The organism is Janthinobacterium sp. BJB401 (genome assembly GCF_013372745.1).
Taxonomy (GTDB): domain Bacteria; phylum Pseudomonadota; class Gammaproteobacteria; order Burkholderiales; family Burkholderiaceae_D; genus Janthinobacterium; species Janthinobacterium rivuli.
Map to the genome: position 1 here is coordinate 152,284 of NZ_JABXFH010000002.1, position 15,682 is coordinate 167,965.

At 61.5% G+C, this 15,682-nt stretch carries 11 protein-coding genes; 9 read left to right on the forward strand and 2 right to left on the reverse strand.

The features are described from left to right. Positions 1–117 precede the first annotated feature (117 nt). A complete protein-coding gene (dsbD, locus tag HWE17_RS02400; protein ID WP_255206084.1) occupies positions 118–2,067 on the forward strand; it encodes a protein-disulfide reductase DsbD in 1,950 nt (649 codons plus the stop codon). 71 nt (positions 2,068–2,138) lie between these two features. Here the strand turns inward: dsbD and HWE17_RS02405 are convergent, their stop codons facing one another. After that, on the reverse strand, positions 2,139–2,675 hold the full coding sequence (locus HWE17_RS02405) for a Spy/CpxP family protein refolding chaperone (protein ID WP_255206085.1): 537 nt from the start codon (positions 2,673–2,675) through the stop codon (positions 2,139–2,141). Positions 2,676–2,861: 186 nt separating this feature from the next. On the opposite strand from HWE17_RS02405, the gene HWE17_RS02410 reads away from it, so the two are divergent. The 5 genes from HWE17_RS02410 (at position 2,862) to HWE17_RS02430 (ending at position 10,470) form a co-directional block, all read left to right on the forward strand. Further along, positions 2,862–3,590 carry a response regulator gene (locus HWE17_RS02410; protein ID WP_035824023.1) on the forward strand — a complete coding sequence of 243 codons (729 nt, stop codon included), beginning with the start codon at positions 2,862–2,864 and terminating at the stop codon, positions 3,588–3,590. Beyond that, complete coding sequence (locus HWE17_RS02415) at positions 3,587–4,945, forward strand: ATP-binding protein (protein WP_176387684.1); 1,359 nt, start codon at positions 3,587–3,589, stop codon at positions 4,943–4,945. The genes HWE17_RS02410 and HWE17_RS02415 overlap by 4 nt, the downstream gene beginning before the upstream one ends. A gap of 87 nt (positions 4,946–5,032) precedes the next feature. Continuing rightward, on the forward strand, positions 5,033–6,205 hold the full coding sequence (locus HWE17_RS02420; protein WP_176387685.1) for an efflux RND transporter periplasmic adaptor subunit: 1,173 nt from the start codon (positions 5,033–5,035) through the stop codon (positions 6,203–6,205). Continuing rightward, positions 6,202–9,312, forward strand: a complete 3,111-nt coding sequence (locus HWE17_RS02425) for an efflux RND transporter permease subunit (RefSeq protein WP_176387686.1) — start codon at positions 6,202–6,204, stop codon at positions 9,310–9,312. The genes HWE17_RS02420 and HWE17_RS02425 overlap by 4 nt, the downstream gene beginning before the upstream one ends. 270 nt (positions 9,313–9,582) lie before the next feature. Continuing rightward, the gene (locus tag HWE17_RS02430; protein WP_235211781.1) at positions 9,583–10,470 is read left to right on the forward strand and encodes a hypothetical protein; all 888 of its coding nucleotides are present in this window, start codon (positions 9,583–9,585) and stop codon (positions 10,468–10,470) included. Between the two features lie 76 nt (positions 10,471–10,546). Here HWE17_RS02430 and yihA read toward each other — a convergent pair whose 3' ends face one another. Beyond that, positions 10,547–11,290, reverse strand: a complete 744-nt coding sequence (gene yihA, locus HWE17_RS02435; protein WP_176387687.1) for a ribosome biogenesis GTP-binding protein YihA/YsxC — start codon at positions 11,288–11,290, stop codon at positions 10,547–10,549. Between the two features lie 186 nt (positions 11,291–11,476). On the opposite strand from yihA, the gene HWE17_RS02440 reads away from it, so the two are divergent. The 3 genes from HWE17_RS02440 to ccsB all read left to right on the forward strand — a co-directional run bounded on the left by HWE17_RS02440 (position 11,477) and on the right by ccsB (position 15,646). Then, positions 11,477–12,148: a cytochrome c gene (locus HWE17_RS02440; protein ID WP_176387688.1), complete on the forward strand. Its 672-nt coding sequence runs from the start codon at positions 11,477–11,479 to the stop codon at positions 12,146–12,148. Between the two features lie 185 nt (positions 12,149–12,333). After that, positions 12,334–14,430 (forward strand): cytochrome c biogenesis protein ResB, encoded by a 2,097-nt coding sequence (locus tag HWE17_RS02445; protein WP_099401296.1) that lies wholly within the window; start codon positions 12,334–12,336, stop codon positions 14,428–14,430. A 64-nt stretch (positions 14,431–14,494) separates the two neighbouring features. Next, positions 14,495–15,646, forward strand: coding sequence for a c-type cytochrome biogenesis protein CcsB (ccsB, locus tag HWE17_RS02450; RefSeq protein ID WP_034753239.1), 1,152 nt, complete (start codon positions 14,495–14,497; stop codon positions 15,644–15,646). The last annotated feature ends 36 nt before the right edge of the window (positions 15,647–15,682 follow it).

The following is a 15,682-nucleotide window of genomic DNA, read 5'->3' on the forward strand; positions in this document are numbered from 1 at the left end:
TTTTTGTTTTCTGCTGCAGCTATCCTTGCTGCGGTGTACTATTCTTCTTTCGCGCCGGCCCGGCACAAGCGCTGCCTGCTCCGCGCGTCCTCTGTCGAATGGTCGAAAAGGTAGTTCATGTCCCGTTTCCCCTCCAGCGCCACCGCGCGCGCCGCTCCCCTGCATCAACTGCTACTCTGGTTTGCCACCTGTTTACTGCTGGCCATGGCCGTCTTTGGCGCCAGTCATGCCCGTGCCGACGATGAATTCCTCGATCCCGAACTGGCCTTCAAGTTTTCCGCCCGCATGCAGGATCCGTCCACCATCGCCGTCACGTATGTGATCGCCGATGGCTACTATATGTACCACGAACGTTTTAAATTTGAAGCTGTGGGCGCCAAGCTGGGCACGCCCGTGTATCCGGCTGGCAAGGTCAAGTTCGACGACACGTTCCAGAAGAACGTGGAAACGTTCCGCAAGACGCTCACCATCACGATACCAGTGGACGCGGCAGGCGCGTTCACCCTGAAGGCGACGGGCCAGGGCTGCTCCGACAAGGGCTTGTGCTATGCGCCGCAGGATGCCACGGCCCAGCTCGTGGGCGGTGGCGGCGGCCAGAGCATGGCGCCGGGCGGCTTGCCGTCGAAATTCGCCTTGCCCGCCGCGCCCGCAGTCGACACGGCGGCCGTCAACGGCCCGCAGGCGCAAGCGTCGCCTGGCGTGTCCGTGCTGAGCATTCCCCAGGCGAACATCACCAGCACGCCCGAGCCGGTCGCGGCGGCGCCCGTGGCGGCAAGCGCCGCGCCGGCGCAAAGCGAGATGGGCAAGATCGAAGCGGCCCTGAAGGGCGGCAAGCTGCTCGTCATCGTGCCGCTGTTCATGCTGCTGGGACTGGGCCTGGCTTTTACGCCGTGCGTGCTGCCGATGGTGCCGATTTTGTCGTCGATCATTATCGGCGATGGTGGCAAGGTCAGCCGTTCGCGCGGCTTGCTGCTGTCGCTGACGTACGCGCTGGGCATGGCCATCGTCTACACGGCGCTGGGCGTGGCGGCTGGTCTGGCGGGGGAAGGCCTGGCGGCGCAACTGCAAAATCCGTGGGTGCTGGGTTTCTTTGCCTTGCTGATGGCGGGCCTGGCCCTGTCGATGTTCGGTTTTTATGAGCTGCAAGTACCGGCTTTCCTGCAAGGCAAGCTGACGTCCGTGTCGAACCAGCAATCGTCGGGCCGCCTGGCGGGCGTGTTCGTCATGGGCGCCATTTCCGCCCTGATCGTGGGGCCATGCGTGGCCGCTCCGCTGGCCGGCGCCTTGCTGTACATCAGCCAGACGCGCGACGTCGTCATCGGCGGCGGTGCCCTGTTTGCCATGGCCGTGGGCATGAGCGTGCCCTTGCTGTTAGTGGGCGTGTCGGCCGGCACCTTGCTGCCGCGCGCCGGCGCCTGGATGGATGCCGTCAAGCGCTTCTTTGGCGTGCTGCAGCTGGGCGTGGCCTGGTGGCTGGTCTCGCCCGTGCTGCCGGGCGCCGTGCAAATGCTGGGCTGGATGGTCTTGTTCGTCGGCTACGGCATGTATCTGCTGGTGGGCAAGAGCGGCGCGAAGAACGCCTGGGTAGCCAAGGCCTTTGGCCTCGTGTTTGCCGTGCTGGGCGCGATGCAACTGGTGGGCGTGGCCAGCGGTGGCCGCGACCCGCTGGCGCCGCTGGCCCACCTCGGTGGTGGCCAGGTGCATGCGCAACCATTTATGCGCGTAAAAACCGTGGCGCAGCTCGACGCGGCGCTGGCGCAATTGAATGGCAAGCCGGCCCTGCTGGACTTTTATGCGGACTGGTGCGTGTCGTGCATCGAGATGGAAAAACTGACCTTTGTCGATCCCGCCGTGCGCGAGAAGATGGGGCAAGCCGTGCTGCTGCAAGTGGACGTGACGGCCAATGATGCGGACGACAAGGCCATGCTGAAACGTTTCCAGCTGTTCGGCCCGCCGGGCATCATCATGTTCAACCCGCAGGGACAGGAGATCGCCCAATCGCGCGTAATCGGCTTCCAGAACGCCGCCACTTTCCTGACCTCGTTGCGCAAGCTCGACGGGCAATAAGCGGTCGCTTGTCTCGCGAATAAGAAAAAGCCTGCAATGCAGGCTTTTTCTATTTCTGCGCCAGTTAAAACTTAACCAGCTTTGGGCTGCTGATGCATGCCATGGTGCCCGCCGCGGTGGCGGCCACCGTGCTTGCCGCCAGGCACGCTGTCATCAAACATTTTCTTTTGCTCCGGCGTCAGCACGGCGTAAAAGGTTTTCAGCGAGGCCAGGCGGCTTTCCTGATCCGCGATGCGTTCCTTCGACATGGCGATCCATTGCTCCATGCGTTCCGGGGCCGACAGCTTGGCCATCGCTTCGCGCTTGGCTTTCCAGTCGCCCATCGGTTTTTTCGGCGCGTTGGCGGCCGTGAAAGTGGCCCAGGCCGGTTCTTGCGCGGCCGTCAGCTTCAGCTTGTCGTGCAGACGGGCCTGGTACTTGGCCATGCGTTCGGCGGGATTGCTTGCGCGGTGCTGGCCGCGCTGGCCCTCATGTTGCATCTTGCTGCTGGCGGCAGGCGCGCTGGCGGCCGCTTCCTGGGCGTGGACGGTCAGCGATGCCGCGCCCATGCCGAGCACGCTCATGGCGATGATCAAATTCTTGCGCAGGGTTGTCATTGAGGCGTTCATCTGGATTCCTTTGTAAAAGTGGGGGATGTACATGTTGCTGCACATGAATCCATGGTGGACTCTCCATGTTTCCCCGAAGTGTCCGCTGTCAGACAGTTTGTATCTATATGTTTCTTCGGGTCTTCTATATACAAGACGATACAAATGCGCTGTGCAAGGGCAGGGGAAGTGGGGATAATTCGTACCATGGAACCCACTTCTACAATTCTCATCGTCGACGATGACCGCGATATCCGCAGCTTGCTGGCGGACTACCTGGAAACGAACGCCTACCGCACCCTGGGTGCGGCAGATGGCACGGCCATGTGGAAAATCCTCGACGAAACGCGGCCCGACCTGATCGTGCTCGACTTGAACTTGCCAGGCGACGACGGCCTGACCTTGTGCCGCAAGCTGCGCGCCCAATCGACGGTGCCCGTGATCATGTTGACGGCGCGCAATGAACCGCTGGACCGTATCCTGGGCCTGGAAATGGGCGCCGACGATTATTTGCCGAAACCGTTTGAACCGCGCGAATTGCTGGCGCGCATACGCAGCGTGCTGCGCCGCAGCCATGCCATGCCGTCGAACGTGCCGTCGGACAAGGCGCAGCAAATCCGCTTTTCCGGCTGGACCCTGGACCTGACGGCGCGCCATTTGCTCAATCCCACGGGCCTGGTGATCATGCTGTCGGGGGCGGAATTCCGCCTGCTGCGCGTGTTCCTGGAGCACCCGAACCGCGTGCTCAACCGCGACCAGCTGCTGAACCTGACGCAGGGCCGCGACGCCGACCCGTTCGACCGCTCGATCGATATCCAGATCAGCCGCCTGCGGCAAAAGCTCGGTGAAGATGCCCGCTTGCCGCAAATCATCAAGACCGTGCGCAACGGCGGCTACGTGCTGGCCGGCCAGGTCAATGTGGAGCCGCACGCGTGAAGGCCTTCCTGGGCTCGATGACGGGCAGGGTCTTCATGTTTTTGCTGATCGGCATCGTCGCTTCTGCCGCGCTGACGCAGTGGCTGGCCGTGGGCGAACGCCAGCGCGCCATCGAGCAATACCGCGACTATCACGCCGTTGAGCGGGCCGAGCAGCTGGTAATGGCGGCCGACGTGGTGCCGCTGGCCTCGCGCGCCGCCTATCTGAAAGTGGCCAACAAGGGCAGCGTGCGCCTGGAGCTGCGTCCCGATACGGAACATACGCCTGGCGCGCCGACGGAGTTTTCCACCGCCCTGCAAGCCAAGCTGGGCGAAGGATTCAAGGTCAGCGCGCTGGCCGAACGGCCGGCCGCCTGCGTCAAGCCGCGCCAGAGGGCGGGCATGTTTTCCGCCAAGCCATGGGGCGGCACGTGCGAAAACCTCGACGTGCGCATGCAGGACGGCCACGTGCTGCGCCTGATGGTCTTGCCGCCGCGCCAGCAGCCGCCGTTCAACGAACACAACGACTGGATGACCCTGCTGCCTTTCCTGATCAGCATCGCCATCCTCGCCTACCTGGTCACGCGCATGACCATGCGCCCGCTCAAGCAGCTGGCGCAGGCGGCGAAAGACCTGGGCAACGACATCAACCACCCGCCGCTGACCCTGTCGGGCGCCAGCGAGATCCGCCAGGCCAGCGCCGCCTTCAACGCCATGCAGGCGCGCATCCGCCAGCATATTTCCCAGCGTACACAGATGCTGGCGGCCATCACGCACGACTTGCAGACGCCGCTGACGCGCTTGCGCCTGCGCCTGGAAAAAGTGGCCGATACGGAATTGTATGACCGCCTGGTGGGCGACCTGTCGGCCATGCAAAGCATGGTCAAGGAAGGGCTGGACCTGGCCCGTTCGATGGACAGCACGGAAGCGATGCAGGCGCTCGATCTCGATTCCCTGTTAGACAGCGTCTGCTCCGACGCGGCCGACGCCGGCCAGAAAGTCAGCCTCGGTGGACAGGCTGCCATGGCCTTGATGGCGCGTCCGATCGCCATGCGGCGCTGCCTGGTGAACCTGATCGACAATGCCGTCAAATATGGCCAGTACGCGCAGGTCACCGTCGAACGCATTCCCGGCGCCGCGCGCATCCGCATCCGCGATGGCGGGCCGGGCATTGCACCAGATCAACTGGCGAAAGTGTTCGAACCGTTTTACCGCATCGAGACGTCGCGTTCGCGCGAATCGGGCGGCACGGGCCTGGGCCTGACCATCGCGCGCAATATTGCCGAGCAGCACGGCGCCACGGTTTTGCTGTCCAATCACGTCGACGGTGGACTGGAAGTTACCCTGATCGTGCCAGAGTATTACGCAGGAAAGTGAGCATTTCCATGCGACAATATTGTGCTTTATGCCCCCTGGCAACTACATTCAACCTGCGGCCCTGCGCTGCAACAGCGTGACAGAACAATGAAAAAGACTAGTCTGGCAATCCTCGTGGGTGCGGCCCTGTGTATCGGTGGCGGCATCTGGTATTTCAACCATCAGCCAGGCAAGGTGGCCGGTGGGCAGGATGGCAAAGGGGGCAAGGGCGGGCAGGCGCCGACGACGGTGAGCGTGGTCACTCCGGTACGCCAGGATGTGCCGATGGTGCTGCAAGCCAATGGCAGCGTGATGCCGATCAGCAGCGTCGATTTGCACCCGCAGACGACCAGCACGATTACCAAGGTGCATATCCGCGAAGGCCAGTTCGTCAGGCAGGGCGAGCTGATGTTCACCCTGGACGCGCGCAGCGAGCACGCGAATGTCGACAAGGCGCAGGCGCAGGTCTTGCGCGACCGTGCCTCGGTACAGGACTTCGAGCGCCAGCTCAAGCGCAACCAGGATTTGCTGAGCAAAAATTTCATCGCCCAGGGCGCCGTCGATACCCTGCAAAGCCAGCTCGACGCGGCACGCGCCTTGCTGGCCGCCGACCAGGCCGCCTTGCGCGCCGCCCAGGTCGACTCCAGCTACACCGTCCTGCGCGCCCCGCAGAGCGGCCGGGTGGGCGCCATCAATGTCTATGCGGGCAGCCTGGTGCAGCCGACCACATCGCTGACCAGCATCACCCAGCTCGACCCGATCGACGTGGTCTTCACCTTGCCGGAAAGCAGCCTGTCGGGCTTGCTGGCGGCGCAAAAGGCGGGCGAGGTGCCCGTCACGGCGCTGTTGTCGGACGCGGGCGGCAAGCAGCTCGATGGCAAACTGAACTTCATCGACAATGCCGTCGATCCCGCCACGGGCGTGATCAGGATCAAGGCCCGTTTCAATAATGGCGGCACCGATTTGTGGCCAGGCCAGTACGTCAATACGCAGCTGACCGTGCGCACCCTCAAGGAGGCGCTGGTGATCCCGCAAAACGCCATCATCACGAGTACCGCCGGCACCTTCGTGTACTCGATGGAAGCGGACAATACGGCCAAGATGCGAAAGATTGCCCGCGTGTATGCATTCGGGCCGAATGCCGTCGTCACCGGCCTGGCGGGCGATGAAAAAGTCATCGTCGATGGCAAGCAGAACTTGCGTCCGGGTAGCAAGGTGCGCCTGGTGGAAAAACACAAGGCAGCCGATGGCGCCGCCGCAGCGCAGGGCAAGCCAGCATGAACCTGTCCGAACTGAGCATCCGCCGCCCCGTCATGGTGCTGCTGCTGTCCCTCTCCATCATCCTGGCCGGCGTGCTGGCCTACCTGCAAATTCCCGTGGCGGCCTTGCCGAGCTACAACACGCCCGTCATCAACGTCAGCGCCGACCTGGCCGGCGCCAGCCCGGAAACCATGGCCTCGTCCGTGGCCTTGCCGCTGGAAAAACAGTTTTCCACCATTTCCGGCCTCAGCCTGATCACGTCCACGAGTACCTTGGGCAATACTTCGCTGACCCTGGAATTTGACGCCAGCATCAACGTCAACGAGGCGGCCGTCGACGTGCAGGCGGCCCTGCTGCGCGCGCAGCGCCAGTTGCCGACGGAAATGACCGACTTGCCGTCCTACCGCAAGGTCAATCCGGCCGATGCACCCGTGCTGTTCATCCAGATGACGTCGCCTTCGCTGAACTTGTCGGATCTTAACGATTATGCGGAAAATCTGATCGCGCCCAGCCTGTCGACCTTGCCTGGCGTGGCCCAGGTTATCGTGAATGGCCAGAAGCGCTTTGCCGTGCGCGTGCGTGCCCGTGCCGACCTGATGAATGCGCGCAATTTGACGATGGACGAGCTGGCCATTGCCTTGCGCACCTCGAATACGAATTCCCCGCTGGGCATCCTTGACGGCCCCAGCCAGACCCTGACCATCCAGGGCAATCCGCAAATGATGAAGGCGGCCGATTTTGCCGAACTCATCGTCGCCAGCCGCAACGGCCAGCCCGTGCGCCTGAAAGACGTGGCCGAGGTGGAAGACAGCTTTCAATCGATCAAGGCCGTCGGCAGTTTCAATGGCGAGCGCTCGATCAGCCTGATGGTGCAGCGTCAGCCGGACGCCAACACCGTGCAAGTGGTCGATGGCGTGCGTCGTTTGTTGCCAGGCTTCAAGGAGCAATTGCCGCAATCGATACAGATCAGCCTGGTCAACGACCGTTCGCTGTCGATCCGCGAAGCCATCCACGACGTGAATCTGACCCTGGCCCTGACGGTGGTGCTGGTGGTGCTGGTAATCTTTTTGTTCCTGCACCGCGCGGCCGCCACCTTCATTCCCGCCGTTACCATGCCGATCTCGCTGCTCGGTGCTCTGGCCCTGCTGTACTGGCTTGGCTACAGCCTCGACAACGTTTCCCTGCTGGGCATAACCCTGGCCGTGGGCCTCGTCGTCGACGATGCCATCGTGGTGCTGGAAAACATCGTGCGCCATATCGAGATGGGCAAGAAGCCGATACGCGCGGCCCTGGAAGGGGCGAAAGAGATGGGCTTTACCATCATCTCGATTTCCGTCTCGCTGGTGGCCGTGTTCATCCCCATCTTCTTCATGCCGGGCGTGATCGGCTTGCTGTTCCATGAGTTCGCCGTTGTCGTCTCGCTGGCCGTGCTGGTGTCCGCCGTCGTGTCGCTGACCCTGGTGCCGATGCTGGCCAGCCGCTTCCTGCCGGCCGACTCGCGCGAGCACAATGACAGCGACCCCAGTCATGGCGAAAAAACCTTTATCGGCCGCCATTTCGAGGCCGGTTTCACGGCATTGCGCAACGGCTACGTGCATTTGCTCGACAAGGCCCTGGCGCACCGCAATGTGGTGCTGTTTGTTGCCGTGTGCACTTTCGCGCTGACGGTGCTGCTGTACGCGACCATTCCGAAAGGGTTCTTCCCCGAGGAAGACCTGGGCCAGATCCAGGTGAATACGGAAGCGTCGGAAGACATCTCATCTGCGGCACTGCAGGATTTGCAGGCGCGCGTGGCGGCCGTGCTCAAGGCGGACCCGAGCGTGCAGGATGTGACCTCGTTCGTCGGCGGTGGCAACACGGGCCGCATGTTCATGGTCTTGAAACCGCGCAGCGAGCGGCCGAAAATGCCTGTGGTGCTGGAAAACCTGCGCCGCGCGGCGGGCACCGTGCCCGGCATGGCCGTGTATTTCCGGCCCGTGCAAAACTTGCAGCTGGGCGGACGCCAGAGCAAGAGCCGTTACCAGTACACCTTGCAAAGCGTCAGTCCCGACGCATTGAATGATTGGGCGGAAAAGTTTATTGCCGGCATGCGCACGGATCCCGCCTTCCGCGACGTTACCAGCGATTCGCAGATCAAGGGCTTGCAGGCATCGCTCCGGATCGATCGCGACAAGGCCAACCTGCTGGGCGTGCAAATGTCCGACATCCGCACGGCCCTGTACAGCGCCTTTGGCGAGCGGCAAGTGTCGACCATTTATTCGTCGGCGGCCAGCTATTACGTGATCCTGGAAGCGGCCACGGCCGACCGCCAGTATGACGATGCGCTCACGCGCGTGTCCGTGCGCAGCAAGACGGGCGAGCTGGTGAAACTGTCGAGTATTGCCTACGTGGAACGCACGATCGGCCCCACGTCCGTCAATCACCAGGGGCAGTTGCAGGCCGTCACCATCGCCTTCAACCTGGCGCCGGACGTGCCGCTGGGCATTGCCACGGGCAAGATCGACGCGATGGCCAAGGACATGAGCTTGCCGGCCTCCATCATCACGCGCTATGGCGGCGACGCGGCCGTGTTCCAGAGCTCGCAAGCTAGCCAGATCATTCTCATCATTGCCGCGCTGGCCGTGATCTATGTGCTGCTTGGCGTGCTGTATGAAAGCTATATCCACCCGCTGACCATCCTGGCCGGCTTGCCGTCGGCGGCCGTGGGCGCGCTGCTGACCTTGCGCCTGTTCGGCATGGACCTGACCATGATCGCCATCATCGGTATCCTGATGCTGATCGGCATCGTCAAGAAAAACGCCATCATGATGATCGACTTCGCCCTGCATGCGCAGCGCAACGACGGCCTGGCGCCGGCCGAGGCCATCCGCCAGGCGTGCATCCTGCGTTTCCGTCCCATCATGATGACGACGGCGGCGGCCCTGATGGGCGCCTTGCCGATCGCCCTGGGCCTGGGCGCCGGCGCGGAATTGCGCCAGCCGCTGGGTCTGGCCGTGGTCGGCGGCTTGCTGTTTTCGCAAGTGATTACCCTGTTCATCACCCCCGTCATCTATCTGTTCCTCGACAAGTACAGCGGCACGGGGCCGTTGACGGACGAGCAATTGGTGGCGCTCGACAACAAGTCCTGAGCCGCCACACGGCCACCACCGGCGCCCCGTTCCTCAGTGAATGCGGCGCCGGTTTTGTATGGGCCGTGATACATACGGTAACAACCGTCAAGGCATGGCTCGGGTACGCTGATACCGCTGCAAGGAATGTCGCTATCCTGTACGCTTCGGGTTGGAAATGCCGAGGAAGTGTTCCCAAAGGCTAGGGACTCTGGCACTATGGCTGCCCTGTAATGTTATTTCTTCGCTACACAGAAAGCACGATTCATTTTGCATGACACGACCCATTTGATGGCTGCCGATTCCGATGTTTGCCCCACCTGCGGGCAAGTGATCCAGCCGCCACCGGCCTACGGGTCCAGGACCAGCACCATGCGCAAGGTGGCGCTCGGCGTGTCCGTCTTGCTGCACGTGCTGCTGGCGGCGTATGTCCTGTTGCGCAGCGACACGATCGAAAAGATCCCGCCGCCGAAGAAGGAAAGCGCGATGGTCTACATCGCGCCGCTGAAAGACAAGCCGCAGCCGAAGCCGCAACCGAAACCCACGCCGAAACCGAAGGACACGAAAGTGGCCAAGGTGAAACCGCCGCCGGCGCCGAGCAAGCGCGTGGTGACGAAAGACGTGCCGCGCGACAAGCCGAAACTGGAAACGTTTACGCCGCCGCTGGTGTCGAAAGTGCCGTTGCCGCCGCCGCCCGCTGAAGACATGAGCTCGATGATCGAGCAGCGCCGCAAACAGCGCCAGGCGCAAAATCCCGCGCCGCCGGCCGAGGAAAGCGAAAACGACCGCGCCATGCGCGTGGCCAAGGCGAATATCGCCGGCGCCCAGGGGCGCAATTCCGGCAGCGACCGCGAGGATTCGGGCGGCGTGTTTTCCATCGTCAACCAGACTTCGTTCAGCGCGGAAGTCAAGTTCAAGGGCTGGAATGGCAACTTCAAGCGCAACTGGCTGAAGCAGGAAAAAGTCGAGCTGGGCAATGAGCCCGATATCGAAACGGCCATCGTGAAAAAGATGATCCAGCTGATCCGTGCTGAAAAGCCTGGTGATTTCGTCTGGGAATCGCGGCGCCTGGGACGCAACGTCAATCTCAGCGCCCGCGTGGAAGACACGGCCGAGCTGATGGCCTTCCTGCGCCAGGAATTCTTTTCCGAAAAGCGGCCAGGGCCGGGACGGCGCTAGGCGCGAGGACGCGCTGCCATAAAAAAAGGCTGCACCGTGTGAACGGGCAGCCTTTTTTACGCAGCGTTGATTTCGATCAAGCCGGTTTGTCGGTTCCGGCTTCCGGTTCGACGTCGTCTTCCATCTCGATCAGTTCGACCATCTGGGCCGCGCCATCTTCGCTGATGCCGGCCAGTTCCATGATCTTGTCGTTGGCTTCGTCGATGCCGACGCGCTTCAGAGCCGAGAACAGTTGCACGGTGAACGGGAAGCCGATGCCGTCTTCATCCACATAGCTGTCGAGCTTGGCTTTCGCCTGGCGCAAGGCGTTCACGGATTCATTGCGGTTCAGCTTATCGACCTTGGTCAGAATGCAGTGGATCGGTTTGCCCGTCGGGGCGAACCATTCCAGCATTTGAATGTCCAGGTCGGTGAACGGGCGGCGCGAATCCATGATCAGGATCAAACCGGCCAATTGCTCGCGGCGTTGCACGTAGTCACCCAGCAGGCGCTGCCAGTGCAATTTGGCCGAGCCCGATACTTCCGCGTAGCCATAACCCGGCAAGTCGACCAGCAGGCATTCGATCTCTTCGACGATGGTGGCATCCTTGCGGTGCTGCGCCACGTGAGCGCCGCCGATGGAGAAGTAGTTGATGTGCTGGGTACGGCCAGGTGTCTTGGAGGCGAACGCCAAGCCTTTCTGATTACACAAGATGTTGATGGCGGTCGATTTACCGGCATTGGAGCGGCCGGCAAAGGCGATTTCCGGCACCGTGGTATCGGGCAGGTCACGCAATTGGTTGACGGTCGTAAAGAAGCGGGCTTGCCAGAGTTTTGACATGGGAATAGTAAAGCAACAAAAGGGAGCGATAAGGGAGCGATAACGCCAAGAAGCTATTGTACAATAAGGGGTTGTTTATTGTTGCCGGCGTAGCAGCGATGCGGCTTGCGGCCCTGAAAATAAAGCAAAAATCCACAGGGCGCGGCAATGTCCACCACTAATTTCTCACTGTCTCAGGGTGCCTGAATGAATCGTGCGTTTTCACCGTTGTTCAAATCCATGCTGCTCGCTTTGCTGGCTGTATCGGCAACTGCCTCCGCGGTCGAAGCACCGAAACCGGCTGTCAAGGCCGACGCTGCCAAGGGCGCTGCCCTGTACGCCGATGGCGATGCGGCGCGCGGCTTGCCTGCCTGCGTCTCCTGCCATGGCGCGGCCGGCAATTCGACCATCACGGTCAATCCGAAGCTGGCCGGCCAGCACGAAAGCTATATTTACAAGCAACTGGTCGATTTCACCACGCCGCAGCGCAACCAGCCCGTCATGACGACGTACGCGAAGATGCTCAGCGACGCCGACAAGAAGAATATCGCCGCCTACCTGGGCACGCAGCTGTCCAAGCCGGGCGCCGCGAAAAACAAGGATACGATCGACCTGGGCAAGAAAATCTACCGTGGTGGCATTGCTTCCAAGCAAGTTGCCGCCTGCGCCAGCTGTCATGGCGCGACGGGCAATGGCATTCCCGTCCAGTATCCGCGCATCGCCGGCCAGCACCAGGATTACACGGTGGCCCAGCTGACGATGTTCCGCAGCACCAAGGCTGATGCCCGCAAGAACAGCGCTGAAATGCACACCATCGCCGCCCGCATGTCGGATGACGAGATCGCTGCCGTGGCCGACTATATCGCCGGCCTGAAGTAAGTTTTCATAGTGGCAAGCGATTGCCAGGCGCATCAGTGCGCGTGAACAAGGGCGGCCGTGTCAACGGGCTGCCCTTTTTCATGGCAGGGGCCAAACAGGAGTATGCTGCCGCCTTGCGCGGAGAAACACTCTGCTCCATGCCTACATTTTCTTGAAGATTGCATATCCCGTATGAGTATCCACGTATGAGCACAGGCACGACCGGAATCGAGTTAAAGACCCAACGCCGCAGCCTGGCTGAATTCGTCGAGCTGGTCTCGTCGATGCGCTTTGCCATCAGCCTGCTGACCCTGATCGCCGTCGCGTCCATCATCGGCACCGTGCTCAAGCAAAACGAGCCCATGCCCAATTATGTCAACCAGTTCGGCCCGTTCTGGTTCACCGTTTTCGACAAGCTGAGCCTGTATTCCGTGTATTCGGCCTGGTGGTTCCTCGTCATCATGGGCTTTCTCGTCGCCTCGACCTCGCTGTGCATCGTGCGCAATGCGCCGAAGATGCTCAAGGACATGCGCAGTTGGCGCGAAACCGTACGCGAGCAATCGCTGCGCAATTTCCACCACAAGCTGGAATGGCAGGCGCCGCTGCCGCGCGCCGTGCTGGCGCAGCAGATGGTGATGCGCCTGAAAGACGCCGGCTACGGGGCCAAGGTGGTCGAGAAGGACAACGCCACCCTGGTCGCGGCCAAGCGGGGCGCGGCCAATAAATGGGGCTATATTTTTGCCCACGGCGCCATCGTCATCATTTGCGTGGGCGGTTTGCTCGATTCGGAAATGCCGATCCGCGTACAGCAATGGTTCTTTGGCAAGACGCCGTTCTCCGGCAGCGGCGTGATCGCCGATATTCCTGCCCAGCACCGCCTGAGCCTGTCGAACCCTACTTTCCGCGGCAACACCATGATTCCGGAAGGCTCATCGAGCAACACGGCCATCATTCCCCAGGCCGATGGCGTGCTGATCCAGGACTTGCCCATCACCATCCTGCTAAAAAAATTCCACATCGATTTCTACAGCACCGGCATGCCGAAGCTGTTTGCCAGCGATGTCGTCATCACCGATCATGTGACGGGAGAAAGTTTTCCTGCCACCATCAAAGTCAACCAGCCGCTGTTGTACAAGGGCCTGGCCCTGTACCAGTCCAGCTTTGAGGATGGCGGCAGCAAGCTCAAGTTGACCGGCTTTCCCATGACGGGCAAGACGACGAAACGCTTCGATATCGGCGGCGAAGTGGGCAGCAGCACGCCGCTCGAACGCAGCGATGGCAATTCCTACACGGTGGAATGGTCGGGTTTCCGCCCGTTTAACGTGGAAAACCTCAGCGCGGGCCAGGATGTGCGCGCCGTCAGCAAGGCGGAAAGTTTCAACGATAAATTCGCCGTCGGCCTCGATAAACGCCTGGGCTCGGCCGCGAAGAATGCGAATAACAAGGACCTCAAGAACGTGGGGCCATCGGTGCAATACAAATTGCGCGACAAGACGGGCCAGGCGCGCGAGTACCAGAACTATATGCAGCCCGTCACCGTGGATGGCACGACGGTGTTCCTGGCCGGCATGCGCGTCAACCCCAGCGACCCGTTCAGCTATCTGCGCATCCCCGCCGATGACAATTACAGCGTGAACGAATGGATGCGCTTGCGTGCCGCGCTGCAAGATCCGGCATTGCGCCAGCAGGCGGCCACGCGCTATGCGGCGCGCGCCATGCCGCAAGCGGGTGCGGAAGCCTTGCGCGGCCAGTTGCAGGAATCGGCCGCGAAGAGCCTCGGCATCTTTGCCGGCAATGGGCAAGAGGGCGGTTTCCTCGCCATTTCGCGTTTTCTGGAGAAAATTCCTGCCGCCGAGCAAGAAAAAGCGGCCGATATCTTCATGAAGATATTGAATGGCAGCCTGTGGGACTTGTGGCAGGCGGCGCGCGCCCAGGATGGCTTGAAGGCCATCGAGGCCGATGACAAGCACGGCCGCTTCCTGCAACTGGCCACGAATGCGTTGTCCGACAGCTTCTTCTATGGCGCGCCCGTATATCTGCAACTCGACGACTTTACGGAAATCAAGGCGTCCGTGCTGCAGGTGACGCGTTCGCCAGGCAAGAGCGTCGTCTACCTCGGTTGTTTGTTCCTCGTGATCGGCGTATTTTCCATGTTTTATATCCGCGAACGCCGCCTGTGGGTGTGGATCAAGGATGGCGAGGGCGGCAGCGAAGCCTTGATGGCCATGAGCACGCAACGCAAGACGCTGGATTTCGAAAAAGAATTTGAGACTTTGAAGGCAAAGCTGCCGCAATCGGCGTAAGCTGCGCTGAGTTGGATTGGCTGAGTTTCGGGACGCTTGCGCGTCGCCGGGAATGGAGAAAATGATGGAATTGGCAAACAAGCAAATATATACGCAGGAACCAGGATTTTTCAAGCGCCTGAGCCTGATCGATTGGCTGTATGGCGCCGGCTTGCTGGCCGCATCCCTGTTCGGCCTGATGCGTTTTGGCGCCTTCATGGATATCTATGAAAAAGCCATCCTGCTGGCCGCGGCGCCCACGTTCGCGTGGCTGGGGTGGTACTGGAAGCCCGTGCGCTGGCTGATCCCCGTGGCGGCCGTGCTGTCGCTGTTCGCCATCGAGCTGTACGCGGGTCATCTGGAAATGGCGAACCAGAAATTCTTCCTGAAATACATCTTGTCGAGCCAGTCCGCCATCCTGTGGATGGGCACGCTTTTCGTGCTGTCGACCCTGTTCTACTGGATCGGCCTGGTGGCGCGCTCGGAATTCGGCTCGTCCGTCGGCTCCCTGCTGTGCTGGGCCGGCGTCGTGCTGGGCCTGACGGGCATGCTGGTGCGCTGGTACGAGTCTTACCTGATCGGCGCCGACGTGGGCCACATCCCCGTGTCGAACCTGTATGAAGTGTTCATCCTGTTTTCCCTGATCACGGCCATGTTCTACCTGTATTACGAGCAGCACTACGCGACGCGCCAGCTGGGCGCCTTCGTCATGCTGGTCATTTCGGCGGCCGTCGTCTTCCTGATGTGGTACACGGTCACGCGCGACGCGGCCGAAATCCAGCCGCTGGTGCCGGCCCTGCAAAGCTGGTGGATGAAGATCCACGTGCCTGCCAACTTCATCGGCTACGGCACCTTCGCCCTGTCGGCCATGGTGGCGGCGGCCTATCTGCTCAAGTCGAGCGGCTATCTGGTCGACCGCCTGCCATCGCTGGAAGTGCTCGACGACGTCATGTACAAGGCCATTTCCGTCGGCTTCGCTTTCTTCACGGTAGCGACTATCCTGGGCGCCCTGTGGGCGGCCGAAGCATGGGGCGGCTACTGGTCGTGGGACCCGAAAGAAACGTGGGCGCTGATCGTCTGGCTCAACTATGCAGCCTGGCTGCACATGCGCCTGATGACGGGCTTGCGCGGCCGCGTCGCCTCGTGGTGGGCCCTGGTGGGCTTGCTGGTGACGACGTTTGCTTTCCTGGGCGTGAACATGTTCCTGTCGGGATTACATTCTTACGGCAAGTTGTAATTGATTTTTGCATGACAGAAGCGTCATGAACGGCCC

What these genes read in the sequence shown, in the direction of transcription:
- dsbD (WP_255206084.1), top strand. Translation starts at nt 118, where the DNA reads ATGTCCCGTTTCCCCTCCAGCGCCACCGCGCGCGCCGCTCCCCTGCAT.
- HWE17_RS02405 (WP_255206085.1), bottom strand. Translation starts at nt 2,675, where the DNA reads ATGAACGCCTCAATGACAACCCTGCGCAAGAATTTGATCATCGCCATG.
- HWE17_RS02410 (WP_035824023.1), top strand. Translation starts at nt 2,862, where the DNA reads ATGGAACCCACTTCTACAATTCTCATCGTCGACGATGACCGCGATATC.
- HWE17_RS02420 (WP_176387685.1), top strand. Translation starts at nt 5,033, where the DNA reads ATGAAAAAGACTAGTCTGGCAATCCTCGTGGGTGCGGCCCTGTGTATC.
- HWE17_RS02425 (WP_176387686.1), top strand. Translation starts at nt 6,202, where the DNA reads ATGAACCTGTCCGAACTGAGCATCCGCCGCCCCGTCATGGTGCTGCTG.
- HWE17_RS02430 (WP_235211781.1), top strand. Translation starts at nt 9,583, where the DNA reads ATGGCTGCCGATTCCGATGTTTGCCCCACCTGCGGGCAAGTGATCCAG.
- yihA (WP_176387687.1), bottom strand. Translation starts at nt 11,290, where the DNA reads ATGTCAAAACTCTGGCAAGCCCGCTTCTTTACGACCGTCAACCAATTG.
- HWE17_RS02440 (WP_176387688.1), top strand. Translation starts at nt 11,477, where the DNA reads ATGAATCGTGCGTTTTCACCGTTGTTCAAATCCATGCTGCTCGCTTTG.
- HWE17_RS02445 (WP_099401296.1), top strand. Translation starts at nt 12,334, where the DNA reads ATGAGCACAGGCACGACCGGAATCGAGTTAAAGACCCAACGCCGCAGC.
- ccsB (WP_034753239.1), top strand. Translation starts at nt 14,495, where the DNA reads ATGGAATTGGCAAACAAGCAAATATATACGCAGGAACCAGGATTTTTC.